General features: G+C 43.1%; 17 protein-coding genes, 11 tRNA genes, 3 rRNA genes and 2 pseudogenes. 8 read left to right on the forward strand and 25 right to left on the reverse strand.

Annotated features, from left to right (window positions below; genetic code table 11):
• Positions 1–2: 2 nt before the first annotated feature.
• From FAY30_RS14320 to FAY30_RS14405, 18 genes are all read right to left on the reverse strand, one after another.
• Positions 3–818, reverse strand: coding sequence for a pyruvate, water dikinase regulatory protein (locus tag FAY30_RS14320; RefSeq protein ID WP_149870516.1), 816 nt, complete (start codon positions 816–818; stop codon positions 3–5).
• A gap of 16 nt (positions 819–834) precedes the next feature.
• Entirely contained in the window at positions 835–1476 is a 642-nt protein-coding gene (locus FAY30_RS14325) for a transcriptional regulator CcpN (RefSeq protein WP_411675454.1), read from the reverse strand.
• A gap of 186 nt (positions 1477–1662) precedes the next feature.
• A complete protein-coding gene (locus FAY30_RS14330) occupies positions 1663–2472 on the reverse strand; it encodes an Fpg/Nei family DNA glycosylase (protein ID WP_149870518.1) in 810 nt (269 codons plus the stop codon).
• A gap of 117 nt (positions 2473–2589) precedes the next feature.
• Entirely contained in the window at positions 2590–3357 is a 768-nt protein-coding gene (locus tag FAY30_RS27855) for an NUDIX domain-containing protein (protein WP_149872718.1), read from the reverse strand.
• A 457-nt stretch (positions 3358–3814) separates the two neighbouring features.
• A tRNA-Leu gene (locus tag FAY30_RS14340) sits at positions 3815–3895 on the reverse strand.
• A 42-nt stretch (positions 3896–3937) separates the two neighbouring features.
• Positions 3938–4011 (reverse strand) — tRNA-Trp (locus FAY30_RS14345).
• Between the two features lie 4 nt (positions 4012–4015).
• Positions 4016–4100 (reverse strand) — tRNA-Tyr (locus FAY30_RS14350).
• A 20-nt stretch (positions 4101–4120) separates the two neighbouring features.
• Positions 4121–4213: transfer RNA gene (locus FAY30_RS14355), tRNA-Ser, on the reverse strand.
• Positions 4214–4237: 24 nt separating this feature from the next.
• A tRNA-Met gene (locus FAY30_RS14360) sits at positions 4238–4314 on the reverse strand.
• A 28-nt stretch (positions 4315–4342) separates the two neighbouring features.
• Positions 4343–4419: transfer RNA gene (locus tag FAY30_RS14365), tRNA-Pro, on the reverse strand.
• Positions 4420–4430: 11 nt separating this feature from the next.
• Positions 4431–4516: transfer RNA gene (locus tag FAY30_RS14370), tRNA-Leu, on the reverse strand.
• 8 nt (positions 4517–4524) lie between these two features.
• Positions 4525–4596, reverse strand: a tRNA-Gly gene (locus FAY30_RS14375).
• Positions 4597–4604: 8 nt separating this feature from the next.
• A tRNA-Leu gene (locus FAY30_RS14380) sits at positions 4605–4689 on the reverse strand.
• A gap of 29 nt (positions 4690–4718) precedes the next feature.
• Positions 4719–4794 (reverse strand) — tRNA-Thr (locus tag FAY30_RS14385).
• 21 nt (positions 4795–4815) lie between these two features.
• Positions 4816–4891: transfer RNA gene (locus FAY30_RS14390), tRNA-Val, on the reverse strand.
• 10 nt (positions 4892–4901) lie between these two features.
• Positions 4902–5018, reverse strand: a 5S ribosomal RNA gene (rrf, locus tag FAY30_RS14395).
• Positions 5019–5099: 81 nt separating this feature from the next.
• Positions 5100–8036, reverse strand: a 23S ribosomal RNA gene (locus FAY30_RS14400).
• 199 nt (positions 8037–8235) lie between these two features.
• Positions 8236–9787, reverse strand: a 16S ribosomal RNA gene (locus FAY30_RS14405).
• Together the 16S, 23S and 5S rRNA genes with 11 tRNA genes alongside form the textbook arrangement of a ribosomal RNA operon.
• Positions 9788–10222: 435 nt before the next feature.
• Here FAY30_RS14405 and FAY30_RS14410 point away from each other — a divergent pair.
• Entirely contained in the window at positions 10223–11044 is an 822-nt protein-coding gene (locus tag FAY30_RS14410) for a YitT family protein (RefSeq protein WP_190284652.1), read from the forward strand.
• 72 nt (positions 11045–11116) lie between these two features.
• The gene (locus FAY30_RS27860) at positions 11117–11248 is read left to right on the forward strand and encodes a hypothetical protein (RefSeq protein WP_263315195.1); all 132 of its coding nucleotides are present in this window, start codon (positions 11117–11119) and stop codon (positions 11246–11248) included.
• Positions 11249–11308: 60 nt separating this feature from the next.
• Here FAY30_RS27860 and FAY30_RS14415 read toward each other — a convergent pair whose 3' ends face one another.
• The 6 genes and pseudogenes from FAY30_RS14415 to FAY30_RS14440 all read right to left on the reverse strand — a co-directional run bounded on the left by FAY30_RS14415 (position 11309) and on the right by FAY30_RS14440 (position 16107).
• A complete protein-coding gene (locus tag FAY30_RS14415) occupies positions 11309–12079 on the reverse strand; it encodes a class I SAM-dependent methyltransferase (RefSeq protein ID WP_149870520.1) in 771 nt (256 codons plus the stop codon).
• A 109-nt stretch (positions 12080–12188) separates the two neighbouring features.
• Positions 12189–12941 carry an exodeoxyribonuclease III gene (locus tag FAY30_RS14420; RefSeq protein ID WP_149870521.1) on the reverse strand — a complete coding sequence of 251 codons (753 nt, stop codon included), beginning with the start codon at positions 12939–12941 and terminating at the stop codon, positions 12189–12191.
• Positions 12942–13059: 118 nt separating this feature from the next.
• Positions 13060–13845 (reverse strand): annotated as a pseudogene (locus tag FAY30_RS14425) (divergent polysaccharide deacetylase family protein).
• A gap of 104 nt (positions 13846–13949) precedes the next feature.
• Positions 13950–14390, reverse strand: a complete 441-nt coding sequence (locus FAY30_RS14430; RefSeq protein ID WP_149870522.1) for a peptidylprolyl isomerase — start codon at positions 14388–14390, stop codon at positions 13950–13952.
• 246 nt (positions 14391–14636) lie between these two features.
• Positions 14637–15080 carry a CBO0543 family protein gene (locus tag FAY30_RS14435; protein ID WP_223820783.1) on the reverse strand — a complete coding sequence of 148 codons (444 nt, stop codon included), beginning with the start codon at positions 15078–15080 and terminating at the stop codon, positions 14637–14639.
• Positions 15013–16107 carry a DUF2515 domain-containing protein gene (locus tag FAY30_RS14440; protein ID WP_223820784.1) on the reverse strand — a complete coding sequence of 365 codons (1095 nt, stop codon included), beginning with the start codon at positions 16105–16107 and terminating at the stop codon, positions 15013–15015. Before FAY30_RS14440 ends, FAY30_RS14435 begins: the two co-directional genes overlap by 68 nt.
• Positions 16108–16216: 109 nt before the next feature.
• Between FAY30_RS14440 and shc the strand changes: the two genes are divergently transcribed.
• Entirely contained in the window at positions 16217–18082 is a 1866-nt protein-coding gene (gene shc, locus FAY30_RS14445; protein WP_149870524.1) for a squalene--hopene cyclase, read from the forward strand.
• 40 nt (positions 18083–18122) lie between these two features.
• Here shc and FAY30_RS14450 read toward each other — a convergent pair whose 3' ends face one another.
• Positions 18123–18626: a mismatch-specific DNA-glycosylase gene (locus FAY30_RS14450; protein WP_149870525.1), complete on the reverse strand. Its 504-nt coding sequence runs from the start codon at positions 18624–18626 to the stop codon at positions 18123–18125.
• Positions 18627–18735: 109 nt separating this feature from the next.
• On the opposite strand from FAY30_RS14450, the gene FAY30_RS14455 reads away from it, so the two are divergent.
• From FAY30_RS14455 to FAY30_RS14470, 5 genes and pseudogenes are all read left to right on the forward strand, one after another.
• Positions 18736–19356, forward strand: coding sequence for a copper amine oxidase N-terminal domain-containing protein (locus FAY30_RS14455; protein ID WP_149870526.1), 621 nt, complete (start codon positions 18736–18738; stop codon positions 19354–19356).
• Positions 19357–19373: 17 nt separating this feature from the next.
• On the forward strand, positions 19374–19622 hold the full coding sequence (locus FAY30_RS14460) for a hypothetical protein (RefSeq protein WP_149870527.1): 249 nt from the start codon (positions 19374–19376) through the stop codon (positions 19620–19622).
• Positions 19597–19746 carry a hypothetical protein gene (locus FAY30_RS27210; RefSeq protein ID WP_190284653.1) on the forward strand — a complete coding sequence of 50 codons (150 nt, stop codon included), beginning with the start codon at positions 19597–19599 and terminating at the stop codon, positions 19744–19746. The genes FAY30_RS14460 and FAY30_RS27210 overlap by 26 nt, the downstream gene beginning before the upstream one ends.
• A gap of 12 nt (positions 19747–19758) precedes the next feature.
• Positions 19759–20532: pseudogene (locus FAY30_RS14465) on the forward strand (FAD:protein FMN transferase); the annotation flags it as partial.
• A gap of 5 nt (positions 20533–20537) precedes the next feature.
• On the forward strand, positions 20538–21101 hold the full coding sequence (locus tag FAY30_RS14470) for a ferric reductase-like transmembrane domain-containing protein (RefSeq protein WP_223820785.1): 564 nt from the start codon (positions 20538–20540) through the stop codon (positions 21099–21101).
• Positions 21102–21117: the final 16 nt, after the last annotated feature.

A 21117-nucleotide genomic window follows, 5' to 3' on the forward strand; every position in this document is an offset into this window, starting at 1 on the left:
TGCTATATGCTCCTCTCTTTTTTCAATATATCTAGAATTAATCCGGCTGTTTCTTCTACTGCTTTATTTGATACATCAATAATCGGACAACCGACTCGTTTCATAATTTTTTCTGCATGATCTAATTCTTCTAAAATTCTTTCAAAACTAGCATAATTCGCTTGAGAAGCTAATCCTAATGCTTTTAAACGCTCCTTGCGAATTTCATTCAATTTATCGGGTGAAATGATTAATCCGATACAATTTTTCCTCGGCACTTGATATAATTCATCAGGAGGCGGCACTTCAGGAACCAATGGAACATTGGCAACTTTAAAGCGCTTATGTGCTAAGTACATTGATAGAGGTGTTTTGGATGTTCGCGACACACCGATTAAAACAATGTCTGCCTTCGTTATTCCTCTTGGATCCCGACCATCATCATACTTTACAGCAAATTCAATTGCTTCAATTCTTCTAAAATATTCCTCATCTAATTTTCTCATTAGTCCTGGTTGGTGGTGTGGCTGCTTATTTAGTCGAGATTCAAAGGCGTTCATCAAAGGACTGAGTAAATCTACCGCTACGATTCCCTCTTCTTCTGCCCGACGATCCAAGTATTCTTTTAGCGTGGGAATGACAATCGTATACACGATAATGGAACGATCTTTTTTGGCTAGTAATATCACATCTTCAATATCTTCAAAGTCATCCACATATGAATTGCGGCGAATGTCAACATGGCCGCCGTTAAATTGCATTGCAACTGCTTTTACAACTAACTCAGCAGTTTCTCCTACTGAGTCTGATACCACATAGACAACTTCCTTCTGTACCAAAATTTCAGCCACTCCCTTAGTCTGGTTTTTCATCCATGATTTCTAAATATGCTCGTGTAATCGTAGTTTTCGTGATTCGACCGACAAGCAAATATGTACTGTTTTGCTCGTCTATGTTCTTTACAACAGGCAAAGAATCGATGTGATTATGAATCATTTTCTTAGCAGCTTCGAGCAATGTTTCTTCAGGATTAATAGTAATCACGTTAGGCATTCTTGTCATAATGATACTAACAGGTAATTCATTCAGATTTTGATTCCCTATAGATGCTCTAAGCAAATCCTTCCTTGAAATCACACCTGCTAAATGACCATCTGCATCAACAGCATAAAGCGTTCCGACATCCTCCAAAAACAATTGCACAATGGCATCATAGACAGAGGTTGATTTTCCAACGACAATTGGCAGTGCTTTATAATCATTTACTTTTTGATGAAGAAATCTTTCGGCTTGTCTTTTCATTTGAATCTTTTCGTTGAAAAAGTACCCTACTCTGGGTCTTGCATCAAGGCTGCCGGACATCGTTAAGATAGCGAGATCCGGTCTAAGTGCTGCCCGTGATAACGAAAGCTTTTCCGCAATTTCTTTTCCCGTTATCGGTCCATTTTGTTTAACAATTTGCAGAATCTCATCTTGGCGTTTTGTGAGTTTAATCACTAACACCCCCTTACTTACAATAAATATGGTATATACTATGTAGTTATTATATATGTGTTATACTTATTTGTATATAGTATACTACATTTGATTAAAAAGTAAAGCACTTATTTACAAATGTAATAGACAGTTAATTATGTAACTCTACGGAATAAAAATACCGCCAATCCTTTGGCGGTGTCAACTCTATTTTTGACAATTCTGACAATAAAACGTTTTTCTTGAAGAGACCATATCCATCACAATGATGGACCCGCACAAATAACAATTTTCTCCTTCGCGATCATACACTTTCCTTAAATCATAGAACCCCCCTGTAAGGGAATCCCCCATATAAAAAGGATGGTCCATATAACCGCCATTTTTCATAGCATCTTGTAGGACTAATTTCATTGAATGAAATAATTGGGTCCGATTCAATTCATTACAATCATCAATGTCTTTCGTTGGTAAAATTCCTGCATGAAAGCATATTTCCGCGGAATAGCAGTTCCCAATCCCTGCAATAAATTTCTGGTCAAGCATCGTTGTTTTTAACCTTCCATGTTTCGAAGCAATTCGTTTTAAAAATTCATTTAAAGTTAACGCTGAATCAAGAGGATCCGGCCCTAAGTCAGAAAGGTTTTGCTCCGCTTCCTTCTGACTATAGAGATGCAAATACCCGAGACGTAAGCCAATAAAGTATAGATGCTGCTCCCCAAACGATAATCGAATCTGAATTGTTCGTTTCGGTTTTTCCACGTCTGTACCGAAAAACATCCAGCCCCCCAACATTAAATGTAATAGTAGGACCTGGCCATTTTGTAATTCAAACAACAAATGCTTCCCTCTTCGAGTAATGTTGAGCACTTTCAGGTGCATGATTGTATTTTTAAAAAGCTCTGGATTTACATTAATGGATTTTTCACGATTTATTTGGACCTCGGTAATCATTTGTCCTGCAATGTTTGCCATAAGCAGATGTTTATAGGTTTCCATTTCCGGGAGTTCTGGCATCAAAATAACTCCTTCCGCTAAAATGTTTCTATAGTATAGGATGCCCAGGAACTATTAGGAAAATGAAGTCAAATTAAGAATTCTTCCATTGTAGGAACACTTCGAAACCCAAGTAAATTAATCTTCATTACTTATTCCGTTAATTCTGTTCAGTAGTTCATAAGGACGCACACTAAACGCTTCATAGGGAATGCAATTCCCTTTCATCGCATCTATTACTCTTGGAATGAATTTACCTCGTGTAACAAATTGTTTTACATTGGCATGATTGATTGCAATAAAACGAACATCCTTTGTTTCTGTCGATGTTTTTGGTTGTCCTCCCAGGCATTTTCCCCGAAAAACAACGGATAATGTACTTCCATTAGAATAGACTCCGGTTACACCTTGTAATTGAACAATAATGCCTGTTTCCTCTAAAATTTCCCGACACAAGGCTACATCAAGTGTTTCACCGTCATCCACTCTGCCTCCAGGAAGTTCCCACGTATCTGCCCGCCAAAAGGTTTTAACTAGTAAGGTTTCACTCAGTTCATTTGTTATATATCCGCTAACCGTAACGTTTTGTTTCGGGGTGCTGTATGACCCGGTCGGTGTTAAGCAATCTTTCTGATTCTCTAAAAATAACCGACCAAGCTTTTGTAGTTGAATTTCAGCCTGCTGATGCATTTCATCACGTAACACCCTTTCTTCAATTTTTACATACTCTTCATAGCTTGGATACTCCCAAATAGCAATGATTTCATCTTCTGATACAGTTATCCAGCGACCGACTAATTTTGCGCCATTTTTTAACTGATTGGGAAGCAAGTACGTATGAAAAAAATCATTAAATTCACCGATTTTTCCCGGGAGTACTCGAACAGTTTCTCTTATAAAAAACATAATAATCCTCTCTTCACTTTTTACTTGTTCCATTTTACGTGAACAAATCAAATTCGTTCAGAATGTCGGTTTTATTAAACAGTAAAGTGAAATGATTATTTTTATTAAAAAAACGCCTCCTACAATGAGTAGAAAGACGTTTATTACTTAAAATAGTTGGATGATGTTTGCTGTTTAGTTAAATTTGATTTTAGGTAGGAGGCGATGCACTATCGATCCAGAAGCAGTCGTTTTAGTTCATTATTCTATTCATCCATGATGGCTTCAGTCCTATCCTGGAAACTCTTCTTAAAAGCATATGCCAAAAGTGTCGATAATGTTGTAATGAGAATCACAACACAATTATAATGAGTAAGTGCTTAATGCACACTATTTTTACGGCTAAAATCGTGCGTTTAGGCAAAATAAAAACGCCTTACGAATGTACGTAAAACGTTCTACTACCGCAAATTACGGATACCGGTGGTCGGGGTCGAACCGACACTCCAGAGGAACACGATTTTGAGTCGTGCGCGTCTGCCAATTCCGCCACACCGGCATATAATAAATAAAAAAATCCCGTAAATCAGAACAGGATATTTGGCAGGGGCAGTAGGAATCGAACCCACACTGAAGGTTTTGGAGACCTTAGTTCTACCTTTAAACTATGCCCCTAAAATGGTGGAGGGGGACGGATTCGAACCGCCGAACCCGGAGGGAGCGGATTTACAGTCCGCCGCGTTTAGCCACTTCGCTACCCCTCCACATATGGAATTCAGAAAAATGGCGGAGGAAGAGGGATTCGAACCCCCGCGCGGTTTAACCCGCCTGTCGGTTTTCAAGACCGATCCCTTCAGCCGGACTTGGGTATTCCTCCATTTTTCCCAAAAAAATACTAACTTGGTAGCGGCGGAGGGGATCGAACCCCCGACCTTACGGGTATGAACCGTACGCTCTAGCCAGCTGAGCTACACCGCCAAAATTGAAAATTTTAAGAAATTGCTGATGGTCGGGAAGACAGGATTCGAACCTGCGACCCCTTGGTCCCAAACCAAGTGCTCTACCAAGCTGAGCTACTTCCCGAAAATAAATAGTGCCGAGGACCGGAATCGAACCGGTACGGTAGTCACCTACCGCAGGATTTTAAGTCCTGTGCGTCTGCCAGTTCCGCCACCCCGGCAGAAGAAGAGCGGAAGACGGGATTCGAACCCGCGACCCCCACCTTGGCAAGGTGGTGTTCTACCACTGAACTACTTCCGCAAAAAAAATGGTGCGGGTGAAGGGAGTCGAACCCCCACGCCTTGCGACGCCAGATCCTAAGTCTGGTGCGTCTGCCAATTCCGCCACACCCGCATTTTGATATTCTAGAAAGACAGAAAAAATGGTGCCGGCGAGAGGACTTGAACCCCCAACCTACTGATTACAAGTCAGTTGCTCTACCAATTGAGCTACCCCGGCATTGTTAACATAATAATATTATGGTGGAGGATGACGGGATCGAACCGCCGACCCTCTGCTTGTAAGGCAGATGCTCTCCCAGCTGAGCTAATCCTCCATATATAACAGCCTGGCAACGTCCTACTCTCACAGGGGCGCATGCCCCAACTACCATTGGCGCTGAGAAGCTTAACTTCCGTGTTCGGTATGGGAACGGGTGTGACCTTCTCGCCATAGTTACCAGCCTATTTATTTGAGGTTTCATTCCCTCAAAACTAGATAATGCAGAAGAAGTTTTTTGTAAAAACGAGTTCAACCACTTAAAAATGGTTAAGTCCTCGATCGATTAGTATCAGTCAGCTCCACATGTCGCCATGCTTCCACCTCTGACCTATCAACCTGATCATCTTTCAGGGATCTTACTAGCTTGACGCTATGGGAAATCTCATCTTGAGGGGGGCTTCATGCTTAGATGCTTTCAGCACTTATCCCGTCCGCACATAGCTACCCAGCGATGCCTTTGGCAAGACAACTGGTACACCAGCGGTGCGTCCATCCCGGTCCTCTCGTACTAAGGACAGCTCCTCTCAAATTTCCTGCGCCCACGACGGATAGGGACCGAACTGTCTCACGACGTTCTGAACCCAGCTCGCGTACCGCTTTAATGGGCGAACAGCCCAACCCTTGGGACCGACTACAGCCCCAGGATGCGATGAGCCGACATCGAGGTGCCAAACCTCCCCGTCGATGTGGACTCTTGGGGGAGATAAGCCTGTTATCCCCGGGGTAGCTTTTATCCGTTGAGCGATGGCCCTTCCATGCGGAACCACCGGATCACTAAGCCCGACTTTCGTCCCTGCTCGACTTGTAGGTCTCGCAGTCAAGCTCCCTTGTGCCTTTACACTCTACGAATGATTTCCAACCATTCTGAGGGAACCTTTGGGCGCCTCCGTTACTCTTTAGGAGGCGACCGCCCCAGTCAAACTGCCCACCTGACACTGTCTCCCACCCCGATGAGGGGTGCGGGTTAGAATTTCAATACAGCCAGGGTAGTATCCCACCGACGCCTCCACCGAAGCTAGCGCTCCGGCTTCTCAGGCTCCTACCTATCCTGTACAAGCTGTACCAAAATTCAATATCAGGCTACAGTAAAGCTCCACGGGGTCTTTCCGTCCTGTCGCGGGTAACCTGCATCTTCACAGGTACTATAATTTCACCGAGTCTCTCGTTGAGACAGTGCCCAGATCGTTACGCCTTTCGTGCGGGTCGGAACTTACCCGACAAGGAATTTCGCTACCTTAGGACCGTTATAGTTACGGCCGCCGTTTACTGGGGCTTCGATTCAGAGCTTCGCTTGCGCTAACCCCTCCTCTTAACCTTCCAGCACCGGGCAGGCGTCAGCCCCTATACTTCGCCTTGCGGCTTCGCAGAGACCTGTGTTTTTGCTAAACAGTCGCCTGGGCCTATTCACTGCGGCTCTTCAGGGCTATGAACCCTAAAGAGCACCCCTTCTCCCGAAGTTACGGGGTCATTTTGCCGAGTTCCTTAACGAGAGTTCTCTCGCTCACCTTAGGATTCTCTCCTCGCCTACCTGTGTCGGTTTGCGGTACGGGCACCTTGAATCTCGCTAGAGGCTTTTCTTGGCAGTGTGGAATCAGGAACTTCGGTACTAAATTTCCCTCGCTGTCACAGCTCAGCCTTTACGGTGAACGGATTTTCCTATTCACCAGCCTAACTGCTTAGACGCGCATATCCAACAGCGCGCTTACCCTATCCTCCTGCGTCCCCCCATCACTCAAACGATTCATAGGTGGTACAGGAATATCAACCTGTTGTCCATCGCCTACGCCTTTCGGCCTCGGCTTAGGTCCCGACTAACCCTGAGCGGACGAGCCTTCCTCAGGAAACCTTAGGCATACGGTGGATGAGATTCTCACTCATCTTTCGCTACTCATACCGGCATTCTCACTTCTAAGCGCTCCACCAGTCCTTACGGTCTAGCTTCAACGCCCTTAGAACGCTCTCCTACCACTGACACCTAATGGTGTCAATCCACAGCTTCGGTGTTACGTTTAGCCCCGGTACATTTTCGGCGCAGAGTCACTCGACCAGTGAGCTATTACGCACTCTTTAAATGGTGGCTGCTTCTAAGCCAACATCCTGGTTGTCTAAGCAACTCCACATCCTTTTCCACTTAACGTATACTTTGGGACCTTAGCTGGTGGTCTGGGCTGTTTCCCTTTCGACTACGGATCTTATCACTCGCAGTCTGACTCCCACGGATAAGTCTTTGGCATTCGGAGTTTGTCTGAATTCGGTAACCCGATGAGGGCCCCTAGTCCAAACAGTGCTCTACCTCCAAGACTCTAACAACGTGAGGCTAGCCCTAAAGCTATTTCGGAGAGAACCAGCTATCTCCAAGTTCGATTGGAATTTCTCCGCTACCCACACCTCATCCCCGCACTTTTCAACGTGCGTGGGTTCGGGCCTCCATCCAGTGTTACCTGGACTTCACCCTGGACATGGGTAGATCACCTGGTTTCGGGTCTACGACCACATACTCAAACGCCCTATTCAGACTCGCTTTCGCTGCGGCTCCGTCTCTTCAACTTAACCTTGCATGGGATCGTAACTCGCCGGTTCATTCTACAAAAGGCACGCCATCACCCATAAACGGGCTCTGACTACTTGTAGGCACACGGTTTCAGGAACTATTTCACTCCCCTTCCGGGGTGCTTTTCACCTTTCCCTCACGGTACTGGTTCACTATCGGTCACTAGGGAGTATTTAGCCTTGGGAGATGGTCCTCCCTGCTTCCGACCGGATTTCACGTGTCCGGCCGTACTCAGGATCCACTCAGGAGGGAACGAAGTTTCAACTACAGGGCTTTTACCTTCTACGGCTGACCTTTCCAGGTCGCTTCATTTACCCCGTTCCTTTGTAACTCCATGTTGAGTGTCCTACAACCCCAAGAGGCAAGCCTCTTGGTTTGGGCTATGTCCCGTTTCGCTCGCCGCTACTCAGGGAATCGCGTTTGCTTTCTCTTCCTCCGGGTACTTAGATGTTTCAGTTCCCCGGGTATGCCTTCTATACCCTATGTATTCAGGTAAAGATACTGTTCCATTACGAACAGTGGGTTTCCCCATTCGGAAATCTCCGGATCAAAGCTTACTTACAGCTCCCCGAAGCATATCGGTGTTAGTCCCGTCCTTCATCGGCTCCTAGTGCCAAGGCATTCACCGTGCGCCCTTTCTAACTTAACCTAAAAAGGTTTATAACTCTTATTCAATAAGAGAGAAAAACTAAAATGGCGATTACTCGATGTTTACTTTGCTTCTTCTTACGATTATCTAGTTTTCAAGGAACGATTAAAAAAAGCTTTGAGAGAATTGCTCCCTCAAAACTAAACAAACAAGAAACGTCAACCTTATTATCAGTCCGAAAGGACTGCATTATCCTTAGAAAGGAGGTGATCCAGCCGCACCTTCCGATACGGCTACCTTGTTACGACTTCACCCCAATCATCTGTCCCACCTTAGGCGGCTGGCTCCATAAAGGTTACCCCACCGACTTCGGGTGTTACAAACTCTCGTGGTGTGACGGGCGGTGTGTACAAGGCCCGGGAACGTATTCACCGCGGCATGCTGATCCGCGATTACTAGCGATTCCGGCTTCATGCAGGCGAGTTGCAGCCTGCAATCCGAACTGAGAATGGTTTTATGGGATTGGCTAAACCTTGCGGTCTCGCAGCCCTTTGTACCATCCATTGTAGCACGTGTGTAGCCCAGGTCATAAGGGGCATGATGATTTGACGTCATCCCCACCTTCCTCCGGTTTGTCACCGGCAGTCACCTTAGAGTGCCCAACTGAATGCTGGCAACTAAGATCAAGGGTTGCGCTCGTTGCGGGACTTAACCCAACATCTCACGACACGAGCTGACGACAACCATGCACCACCTGTCACTCTGTCCCCCGAAGGGGAACGTCCTATCTCTAGGAGTGTCAGAGGATGTCAAGACCTGGTAAGGTTCTTCGCGTTGCTTCGAATTAAACCACATGCTCCACCGCTTGTGCGGGCCCCCGTCAATTCCTTTGAGTTTCAGCCTTGCGGCCGTACTCCCCAGGCGGAGTGCTTAATGCGTTAGCTGCAGCACTAAAGGGCGGAAACCCTCTAACACTTAGCACTCATCGTTTACGGCGTGGACTACCAGGGTATCTAATCCTGTTTGCTCCCCACGCTTTCGCGCCTCAGCGTCAGTTACAGACCAGAAAGCCGCCTTCGCCACTGGTGTTCCTCCACATCTCTACGCATTTCACCGCTACACGTGGAATTCCGCTTTCCTCTTCTGCACTCAAGTCCCCCAGTTTCCAATGACCCTCCACGGTTGAGCCGTGGGCTTTCACATCAGACTTAAAGGACCGCCTGCGCGCGCTTTACGCCCAATAATTCCGGACAACGCTTGCCACCTACGTATTACCGCGGCTGCTGGCACGTAGTTAGCCGTGGCTTTCTGGTTAGGTACCGTCAAGGTACCGGCAGTTACTCCGATACTTGTTCTTCCCTAACAACAGAGCTTTACGACCCGAAGGCCTTCATCGCTCACGCGGCGTTGCTCCATCAGACTTTCGTCCATTGTGGAAGATTCCCTACTGCTGCCTCCCGTAGGAGTCTGGGCCGTGTCTCAGTCCCAGTGTGGCCGATCACCCTCTCAGGTCGGCTACGCATCGTCGCCTTGGTGAGCCGTTACCTCACCAACTAGCTAATGCGCCGCGGGCCCATCTGTAAGTGTCAGCGAGAGGCCGACTTTCAGCTTTTCCTCATGAGAGGAAAAGAATTATCCGGTATTAGCTCCGGTTTCCCGAAGTTATCCCAGTCTTACAGGCAGGTTGCCCACGTGTTACTCACCCGTCCGCCGCTAACCAACGGGAGCAAGCTCCCATTGATTCGCTCGACTTGCATGTATTAGGCACGCCGCCAGCGTTCGTCCTGAGCCAGGATCAAACTCTCCAAAAAAGTTGAGTTGATTAGCTCATAAAATAAAACGTTGGCTTAGTTTCTATAGAAGAAACTAATAATTTATTGTTTGTTGACGTTTTTGTTTGTTTAGTTTTCAAAGAACAATATCAATTTTATTAAAATATTCTGTCTACTAATCTAGCGACATTTATTATCTTAGCATAACGCTTTAAACTTGTCAACTTCTAATTGAAATGTTTTCAGCCTCCATTCGGCTAATTTCATTTCCTCAGCAGCGACATTGACTATCATACTATCTAAAGAATCGTTCGTCAACAACTTATTAATAATTTTTTTACATCAATAATTCATTTACGATATCTATAACGTTTTGTCACAAATTATTCTCTGGTCATTCCCAGTTTCACCTACTAAACTACATCATATAGAGTGCTTCCATCGAACACATGAAAAATAATGAGGTGCATGAAAGTGAAAAAAATAGTTATTCAAACTATTGCAGTAACCTTTTTTACAATCCTTATGGCGTATTCCCTAAACACCTTTCTTATTCCGCATCAAGTGTTAACAGGCGGAATTGCAGGGATAGCCATTATCATAAATAATTATCTGTCATTAAACACAGGCTGGATCATACTCGCTATTAATCTTCCATTATTTGTTCTTGGCTATTTTTATTTAGGCAGGAAATTCATGTTTTTGACCGTTTATTCTGTGATCCTCTTGTCTGTGTCAATGAAGTTTATTCCCGTCCATACTTTCAGTGATGACATTTTATTATCAAGCGTTTTTGGCGGAGTGCTCTATGGTTTAAGTGTGGGGGCGAATATCCGTGTTGGAGCTTCAGCTGGTGGCGTAGATATAATCAGTCTAATTTTAGCCAAAAAGAAGGATATGTCAGTTGGCGTTATCATCACCTGTTTAAATTATACAATTGTACTAGTTTCAGCTCTCGTCTTTGGTGTGGATAAGACACTTTATACTCTATTTGCGATATTTGCTTCTGGAAAGGCAGTTGATACCGTTCATACGAATCACACAAAGCTAACAGTCACCATTGTAACCGAGAAATGGATGGAATTGAGTGAAGCCCTTATTCAATTGCATCCACGTGGAATTACGATGACAGATGCTGAAGGTGTTTATTCCCGACATCCTAAAAAAGTGTTAACAACAGTGATTACAAAATATGAGTTAGCCGAAACGAAAGAAACCATTCAGAAAAATGATCCGGCTGCATTTGTCCATATTACGAGAGCGATCGAAGTGATGGGGAGATTTAGAAGGGATTAAAATAATGTTTAGAACCATTTTTTCTAGGTAAAAATACTTTAGTAAAACAATAATGAAGGAGATGCTGCTATAGTGAGTTTGTATTCGCAAAAAAAAGAAGATGATTTAGTGCCTCCCGTTGACCAAGAACAAATCGAAAATTCCAATCAACAGGAGAAATTACCGGAGTTCGATGAATACGGTACCGCCCTAAATGACATTTAATCATACTTAAAAAACCCTCAGCAATAAGAGAATCGTTTCTTATTGCTGAGGGTTTTTTCCTTACCTTTTCATCGCCTTTAAAACAACGGCTTCTCCTTGGAAGGATATTATTTGCCCTTCCTCGATTACTACTCTGAATTTAGCTTTTATTTCTTCCGATGCACCTTTCATGTACTGTGCCAATTTTTCCTTCTCAGTTATCGTGATCTTCATCCGATTACACCAAGGTTCGAAATGGAAGGTCTTCTCAAATCGATGCCATTCTATTATTTCAAAACCTGCCAATTCTAGCAGGCGGAGCCACTCACTCTTCTTCCACGCCCGAAAATGACTATAATCCCGCCATTTTTCAATAGTATTATAAAATTGATCGAATTCATCGTCTTCAGGAACGACATTATCATCAAGTAATAATTGCCCATCTGTTTTAAGAACACGATAGACTTCGCTAATAAATTGATTAATATTTGGAAAATGGTGCGGCGCAATCCGGCATGCCACTATATCAAATGCTTCATCAGGGAACGGAAGGTTCTCGGCATCCCCCTGAACAAAGTCTACATTCTGATGACCATTCCCTTTGATAAATTTTTCGGCAGCAAGTAACATTTCAGGTGTCAAATCCACTGCGGTTACCTTTTTTACATAAGGAGCAAATGCGTTTGCAGTGTGCCCTCCCCCTGTTGCCACATCCAGCAATTTCTCTTCACCGTTTATTGATGACATTTCCAATAGCTTTAGCAAGTCTTTTCCATCTTTATGGATAGTGCTGTTTACATAGGATTCCGCACTTTTTCCAAATTGCTTCTGAACGTCCTTTTTAAGATCCATATTTCATCCCTCCGAAATTCACTTTATATCCTCACTTTAAACGAGGAGTCATATAAAGAAAATGACGGGTATTTTATGATGTTTGATAAGAAAAAGTTATCGATTACGATTATTGAAGTTCTAGGACGATTGGACAATGATCACTGCCCATTACATTACAATGAATGTCCGCATTCTTTATGCGCTCCCGCAACGATTCCGATACGATAAAGTAATCAATCCGCCAGCCAATATTCCTTTCGCGGACCTTCATCATGTAGGACCACCATGTGTAGGCACCCTCCTGATTCGGATAAAAATGACGATAGCTATCAACAAAGCCGGCTTTCAGTAGGTCAGTCATTTTACCCCGTTCTTCTACCGTAAATCCGGAGTTTCCTACATTGGACTTTGGATTACGCAAATCAATCTCTCGATGGGCAACATTCAAATCTCCGCAAAGAACAACAGATTTTTGTTCATTTAGCGCTTTCAAGTGCTCAAGCATACGATCCTCCCAATCGAGTCGATAACTAATTCTTGCTAAGTCCCTTTGTGAATTTGGCGTATACACGTTGACCAAGAAAAAGTCACTGAACTCTAAGGTAAGGATTCGTCCTTCCTCTTCGCTTTCATCTGTCCCAACACCATATTTTACGGAGAGCGGCTCGTTTTTAGTAAACACCGCAGTACCGGAATAGCCCTTCTTCATCGCATAGTTCCAGTATTGGTAATAACCGTCTAGCTCGAGGCTGATTTGCCCCTCTTGTAATTTCGTTTCCTGCACACAGAAAATATCGGCATCCACTTCCTGAAAATAATCTAAAAATCCTTTTTTCACACAGGCCCTAAGACCATTAACATTCCAAGAAACTAATTTCATTTTTACCGTTCCTTCTCCCTCGCTTATTTGTATTTAGATAGGAGATATCATACCAGTTAAGAGTGGATAGGGAAAGAAATCCGTTTTCAATAAAAAAGACAGCCACAGCTGCCTTTTTTCAAGGGACCAATTGTTTTTCAATTAATGTTTCATTAAACAGCTTTGAAGCTGGAACAATTTTTATATTTCGTTTTTGAAATTCATCCATTGAATGAAAAATACCTAGAGAACAAACTTTTCCGGTTACACCGACATGGCCAATGGCAATGCCTTGACCATTGAATTCTGTTACTTTAGCCAGTCTCAACATTTGTTTTCTAACAAAGGATGAGGAGGAGATGTCATCAAGAAACACGTCTCTTTGGAGCAGTGGTACACCTAGTTCCCTTGCTACTTTAGGAAATTTAGTTTCCGGGCTTGTCCTGCTATCGATAATATAAAAGTTTTTCTCCTTAGCAACTTCTACGATGATCCGGACAATTTTCTCATCTTCTACTGCCTTTGATCCCATATGATTATTAATCCCTACTGCGTAAGGCACACTGTTTATCGCTTTCTTAACTCGATCCCTAATTTCTTCCGGCGAAAGATCAACCGTTATCGGCTTTGGACCGAGCCAAGATTTTTTGCCTCATTTGGGCTCCATAGGTAGATGCACCATGACTTCGAATCCATTTTTATGCGCCCATTCCGCATGCGCTTTAGAGTTTTCTGTAAAAGGCATAACAGCAGCCGTAATCGGAATATCCCCTTCTAAGAAATCGCGAACCCCGCCGGTACCGCCGCCAAAATCATCAATAATAATAGCCGCCTTTAGTTGTTTTGTATCCTTTTGATTTTCTATAGCATTAATATGATGTGGAACTAACAGAAGTGGGATAAGGAGCAGAGCAAACTTTTTCATAATTATGACCCCCAATTGTGAAATTTGAGGTTAATTTGCCCTTGAAAAATCTTTACAATTCTTAAAAAGAAAAAAAGAGAGAGCTAAAAGCCCTCTCGCATAACTTATTCTACATCAAATACTTTAACTTCAACCATTTTGTCGCCGTTTTTCATTGCTTTTGCTGCTTCTAATCCAGATGTTACCTGGCCAAAAACTGTGTGAACACCATTTAAGTGTGGCTGTGATTCATGAACGATGAAGAATTGGCTGCCGCCGGTGTTTCTTCCAGCATGTGCCATTGATAATGATCCAGGTACATGCTTATGGGGATTTCCTTCTGTTTCACAATTGATAGTGTAGCCAGGTCCACCCATCCCTGTTCCAGTCGGGTCGCCCCCCTGTGAAACAAAACCTGGAATAACGCGGTGGAAAATAACCCCATTGTAAAAGCCTTCATTTGCTAACTTTTCAAAATTCGATACTGTTCCTGGCGCTTCGTTTGCAAACAAATCAAACTCAATTTTTTCGCCGTTTTCCATCAATATGTATCCTTTTTTAGCCATTATTAAACACTCCTTTATGTGAAAATCATTATTATCATACACTTTTCGCCAAAGAAAAGAAAGTTTTGTCATTTAATATTTCCACCACCGATTCATATTTTTACGATGGATGTGGTAAAATAAAGAAACCCCTTCCGAACATTCGCTTGTTGCGGGACACTTAACCACTGTACGGACGGAAGGGGCTTCTGCTGCCACTAATGTTGGCAGCACAAAAAGCCGGGACACCTATCTCGGCTTTTTGTTTTACCTATTCCATTTTGCCGTCCATTCAAAAAACAAAGTGATAATCGATAAGAACAGCAAATACCCGAAAAACGTATACAGGTGCTGCCAGCCATCGATATGAACATACCAGCCAAATGCCTCCGCTAATTTTTCAAAGATTGACATCAACAGGCTGACAAAAAGTATTATACCTGCTTTTCCCCATTTATTTACCTGTGAAAGACACCGGACGAAAATGAGCACAAGAATGGGGAGCCCCACTAATGTAAATGCGATATTAATCGAGAAAATTTCCGGTAATGGCCGGATCGGAAACTGATAAATTGATTTCCCGACAAAATATAAATCTAAATATGTTCCAAGCAGGGAACCGAGCAGCATGCAGGCAAGTTCCCTATAAGGTAATCGCCTTTTTTGCAAGGGTTGCAAGCTCGAGCCGTTCAAGTGTTTTGCAGTATTCATTATTAATCTCCCCATTAATTATTTCTTCGTTATCTATTAAATAATCGACTACTCTCCAATCCTTAAACCAATCCCCTTTTTCCGCTTCTTCCTGCCTGACATTTTTCCAGGAGTTTTCTAATGTTGGACTATAAATCTTCCTTGCCCCAGACATTAGCTGGCAGGATTTTAAACGTAGCTGATAAGGAAAACCTGGAATCCCTTCATTAACACTATTAAAAATATGAGGCCAATAATCCTTTCTAGATCCTGTGTGAGGATGGCCTTTTGCCCATTCAACTACCTGTTCATGAATGTTCTTGTTTTTAAATAGTATGGCATACAGCCTTTTTCCAAGCATAATCCGCTCGTTTAGTGATTCAAACTGGTGAAGTGTTTGTCCCACTAAGTTCTTTATTCCGTATGGAAAAAGAATATGGTTGAAAGAAAGCCAATCCTGCAGCAAAAATTCAAATTTGTTAATGACCTCATTTTGATATTGCTTGTTATTTACCACTCTTTCTTCAAGATAGCTTTGTTCATTAATAACCATGGCAATCGTATGAATATAGGTGTCCTGATTTTGCCAAAACTGGCTCCAAATTGTTTCCATAAACGTGGAAATATTTAAATAAGAAAATAAATGAAACAATGGTTTTCTTTGCTTGAGGCTCTCCTCATACAGCAAAAATTGCGGATAGACGTCTTGGAATATAAGCCAGTTACCCCGCTCTAAAAAATTGAAAAATAGATTTCGCTCTTTTTTTGCCATTAATCGAGTCAGAAATTCACCTTTAAGATCGGTCATGTTCCAGCCGCCATTTCTCGATACCATATGACCTAGAAATGCCCATTGGATTTCCGGGTACCTTAGGTAAAAATCAAGATAGGCCTTTGTTCTAGTGATATTGTTAAGATTGTGCTGCTCTGTAATGTGATTTATCCTTTGTAAAATAATTTCTTCACCCTTCGTGATTGGGGAGGCTGATGGTGCAAGTTTGTTCTTTTTCTTCAATTCTTCTGTGATACTTTGGAGCGGTGTTTTCACTCGGTTCCGCTTAAAAAAAATAGCACATTACCTCCCTTACGAATTCTCCTGCCATAAAGAGAATATGTATAGATGAGACAACAAATTGGGAGAGGAATGAGGAGTTCGTATGATGGATACACAGGCAGGCATCGAATGGATTATTGACATGCTTCGAAAAGACCAATCTCCCGGCGGCTCTTGGGGCTACCCCTTTGAAACAGGGATTTCCACAGATGCTTATATGATCATTTTATTACGGACATTGGAAATAAATGATGAAGATTTAATCAAAGGGCTGACAAAGAGGATCTTAAGCAGACAGGAGAAAAACGGCGCCTGGAAGCTTTTTTACGATGAAGGAGATGGTAATTTAACCGCAACAGTTGAAGCCTATTACGCTTTGTTATATTCAGGTTACTACCAGAAAGAAGATACACGTCTGCGGAGTGCAAAGAACTTCATTTTAGCAAATGGCGGACTAGAGGAAAGCGGCATGTATACAAAGATCATGCTTGCCTTAACAGGACAATATAAGTGGCCGCCCTTTTCCCCGCTGCCCATCGAGGTTGTCCTTCTGCCAATGAATTTCCCGATAAACTTTTATTCATTTTCTTCTTTTGGCCGGGCAAATCTCGCACCTATTATGATTCTTGCTGATAATAAATTTGTGATGAAAACGGACAGGAGCCCTGACTTGTCACCATTATATTTACAGCGGAATGAAATTGGTCAATGGACCCGCTCGAACGAATATCAATCATTGCATTCTTTTATTGAAGAGGGTGTTAAAAATTTACTGGGATTACCTGAGCAGCTTCACCAACTGGCCATTGAACGGGGAAAAAAGTATATGCTCGACCGGATTGAGCCTGACGGTACTTTTTTAAGCTATTTCAGCAGTACATTTTTAATGATCTTCGCCCTATTATCCCTTGGTTACAAAAAGACCGATCCCGTGATTACTAAGGCAGTAGCTGGTATTCAATCAATGAAATGCGAGATTGACGGATTACCCCATATGCAATATACAACCGCCAACTTCTGGAATACAGCGTTAATTGGTTTCGCTTTACAAAATGCAGGAGTATCTCCGAAAGATCCAGTGGTTGTAAAGGCAAATCGTTATATACTCGAACGGCAACATCATAAGTTTGGTGATTGGGTGGTTCATAATCCAAATACGATGCCAGGCGGCTGGGGTTTTTCTGATGTGAATACGATTCTTCCTGATGTGGATGATACGACGGCAGCGCTCCGGTCTATAGCCAGAATGGTTCCTAACGAGCTGCCAGCATGGGAACGAGGGATTACATGGGCCCTTTCAATGCAAAATGATGATGGAGGCTGGCCTGCTTTTGAAAAAGACGCCAATTCAAAATTATTACAATTCCTCCCAATTGAAAAAGCAGAGTTTTTACTTGCTGACCCCTCCTGCGCCGATCTAACGGGCCGAACGCTTGAATTTTTCGGTCAATATACTAATTTACCCAAGGGTCATACAGCAATTAAGAGAGGAGAACACTGGCTTTTGAAAAATCAAGAAAAAGATGGCTCATGGTACGGGAGATGGGGAATATGTTATCTTTATGGAACTTGGGCAGCCCTAACCGGACTTCTAGCTGCCGGGGTAGCCAAGGATCATTCTTCTATCCAAAAAGCTGCAGATTGGGTACGTGCGATCCAAAATAAGGATGGCGGCTGGGGAGAATCCTGTCATAGTGATAGGAGAAAAACGTATGTACCTTTGAAGGCAAGTACATTAACACATACCGCCTGGGCGCTTGATTCCCTAATTACCGCTTCGGATAAACCGTCTCCTGAGATTCGAAAAGGAATTACCTATTTACTGTCTTCACTTGAAAAAGATGACTGGACAACTGATTACCCAAAGGGGCAGGGCATGGCGGGCGGCTTTTATATCCACTATCACAGCTACCGATATATTTTTCCACTGTTGGCGCTATCCCATTATAAGAAAAAGTTTGGATCATAGGATAAGCATCGACGGCTTAGAATTACCGTCGATGCTTTTATTAATTAACTAAATCAGTGAGCTGTTTATATATCCCAACAATTTCGTCCAATTTCATTCTTACAAGACCACTTGAAGAAGGTGCTACAAAATCGATTACCCCTGGAACAACAGACTCATGCTGCCTGCCCCATGGGGCCGTTTTTTGGCCGCTGTACTGTAGATAGACACCCTTCCCGACAAAACAAACCAGCTTGGGCTTATACTTCTCGATTTTGTGCTTTAAAACCTCCCTCCCTTTTTTATACTCGCCCTTCGTAATTTCATCGGCTGCTTTCGTGGGCCTTTCCACAATATTGGTAAAACCAAATCCTAATTCTAACAGCTTGTAATCCTCAGCTGGCTCATATTTCCGATGGGTCAAGCCTGCCTCAAGCAAAATTTTCCAAAACCGATTGTTAGGGTTAGCATAATGATGCCCGACCTTACCAGAGCGAATACTTGGATTAAAGCCGACAAATAAAATGTTTAAATCCTCTTTAAGATGATCACCGATTGGGTCCACGTCCATCCTCCTCAAATCACCATATTTATTTATTTTACCACATCATTTTCAGAGTTTTTTCAGAGTACTGGATTACACTGCTGACATAAGAACCAAGGAGGGATTCAAATTGAATCAAAAATGGAAAAAGCTAACGATGTTATTAAGCATCATCTTAACGTTGTTTACGCTAGGAACTGGAGTGATGGCTGATGATGATGACGGTGACGATGAAAAACACGAATATTTTCAAAATGACAATGATTACGATTATGACGATGATGATGATGATGATTGGGAGGCACCGCAAAATCAAATCATTAACCAACAGCAAACAGAATATTGGAATATCTGGTCAAGGGAGGCGCGAAACAATCCGGATAATCCATTGCCCATCATTGAACCGGCCGAACTTTCCATTACCGTCAACAATAAAGAAACCAGTATCTACTTTATCCCGCAGGATGGCCAATTACTTGTTTCAGCAGAGGCAATTGCTGATGTTTTAGGGGCGGAAGTCAAGTTCTATTATCAAAGCAAAATTTCAGTTTTAACGAAAGACAATCATGAATTAATTATCAGAGCAGGGTCAAACGCAGCATTTGAAAACAAGATTAAAACCCCAATGCCCATAAAAGCTGCATCCTATGAACAATCTGTTTATCTTCCTGTTTCGGTGGCGGCAAATGCACTCGGATATCGTGTCACATGGGACGAAAATAAAAAAACATTGATGTTTCAATATATCTAAAGGGAGCGTGAAGTAAAATGGCCAAATCGAATAAATCGAAGTGGGTTATTGGCCTTACAGGTACGGCACTTACTGCATTTGTTATCAGCCAAGTGGGTGCAAGTCAACCAAATGATGGCCTGCAGGGTCCCGAAACGATCATTACAAAATCAATGAGCAAGCAGGAAAAAGAATTCGTCCAGCTCGATTGGTCGAATTATGACATAAATGGGGCCGCAGGCAATACAGGTGTTGAACAAAGTGATCGAACATCACGCAGGTCTTGACATTGTGGACTCTTTTTCGATTGACGCCATGAATACGAACTTTTATTTTGCTGTGACTAATTGTAACCAAGCAAATTGGAAAGAGGTGTTGGCAGGCTGGGTGCGCTACGTTGAAAAAGAATAGTCCCGTTTTCGAGCTGGAAATGAACTGGGGCAATTAAACGGGTTGACCGTCGGTGATGCGATGACGATTTCCCCACCGCTCTTTGATGTACTGAAATGCGCGGAGGAATACCGTCAAACGACAAATAGCCTCTTTTCACCTTATTTATTACCACAGATGCGGTTTCATGGCTATGAAGCTTCATTTCCGTTTGATAGCGGCAGATTTACCGGGAGCACTATGCCGCCAGTGAATGGAATAGACGCTTCTCCTCTTCGCTTCGATTCCAGGACATTTACGGTCACGCGAATCGCAGAAGGCTTCATCGATCTGGGCGGGATTGGAAAAGGATATGCAGTCCAGGCTGCCGCTCGTTGGTTAAAGCGGGTTGGCGCTGCTGCCGCTGGGATGGTGGACGGAGGCGGTGATATGACAGTATGGTCGGATGGCAGCAAAGAATGGACAATCGGTGTGTCCCATCCTTTTCAAGAGGATGCAGAAATAGCCCAATTCCGTTTAAAAAATGGAAGTGTCGCCACCTCAAACATCGTTTATCGCAGCTGGCTTCAAGGGAATGAAAGGAAACACCATATTTTAAATGGAAGAACCGGCCTTCCCGTCAATAACGACTTTATTCAAGCGACAGTCATCGCAGAGAATTGCCTTGATGCAGAGGTTGGGGCAAAACTTTGCCTGATTGAGGAGGAAACAAATATGAAAAGTGAATTAAAAAATCTCAGTTCAGCCCGGTCCTTTCTGCTAGTGAATCAGCTAGGAAAGGTTGTGGCTGGTGAAATGGAGGAATAATTCCCGTGAGAGATTTCTTCTCAGTATGGACACTGATTCGTGTCTCCGGTTTTTTAGCGTTTTATTTGATGACTCTTTCCCTGGCAATCGGGTTATTTAGTTCCTTTTCAATTCTGAAGAAAAAGAAAGCCCGAATGGTATCAGCCCATCAAATAAGCGGCTGGTATGGACTCTTAACGATCTGTTTTCATCTATTGTTAATTTGGCAGGATCAATACGTCCCCTATTCGTTAGCAGAGATTTTCATCCCATTTTATGCAAAAAACGAACCATTATTCTCGGGTTTAGGTACTCTCTCGTACTACTTATTTTTTATTGTGGTTGGTTCCTCGGACTTTTTCATCAGGAGGTTAGGCATCAAAATGTGGAAGAAAATTCACTTTGCAGTCATTCCTGCTTGGTTATTCATGCTCGTTCACGGCATTGCCATTGGTTCGGATTCATCTGAACCATGGGCCCTGCTGCTTTACTTAACCTCCAGTTCCTTTATCCTTGTTCTCCTATTTATGAGACTATTAGAATCTATTATGCTGCATCAGCCAGCTGGACAAGGGAAGCCCAAAAAATAAAACGACAGCCATTGCT

It is taken from the genome of Bacillus sp. S3, assembly GCF_005154805.1.
Lineage (GTDB): Bacteria > Bacillota > Bacilli > Bacillales > Cytobacillaceae > Neobacillus.

Coding starts and splice junctions, on each gene's coding strand:
- FAY30_RS14330 (WP_149870518.1), bottom strand. CDS start 2,472: ATGCCAGAACTCCCGGAAATGGAAACCTATAAACATCTGCTTATGGCA.
- FAY30_RS27855 (WP_149872718.1), bottom strand. CDS start 3,357: ATGTTTTTTATAAGAGAAACTGTTCGAGTACTCCCGGGAAAAATCGGT.
- FAY30_RS14415 (WP_149870520.1), bottom strand. CDS start 12,079: ATGGATCTTAAAAAGGACGTTCAGAAGCAATTTGGAAAAAGTGCGGAA.
- FAY30_RS14420 (WP_149870521.1), bottom strand. CDS start 12,941: ATGAAATTAGTTTCTTGGAATGTTAATGGTCTTAGGGCCTGTGTGAAA.
- FAY30_RS14430 (WP_149870522.1), bottom strand. CDS start 14,390: ATGGCTAAAAAAGGATACATATTGATGGAAAACGGCGAAAAAATTGAG.
- FAY30_RS14435 (WP_223820783.1), bottom strand. CDS start 15,080: ATGAATACTGCAAAACACTTGAACGGCTCGAGCTTGCAACCCTTGCAA.
- shc (WP_149870524.1), top strand. CDS start 16,217: ATGATGGATACACAGGCAGGCATCGAATGGATTATTGACATGCTTCGA.
- FAY30_RS14460 (WP_149870527.1), top strand. CDS start 19,374: ATGGCCAAATCGAATAAATCGAAGTGGGTTATTGGCCTTACAGGTACG.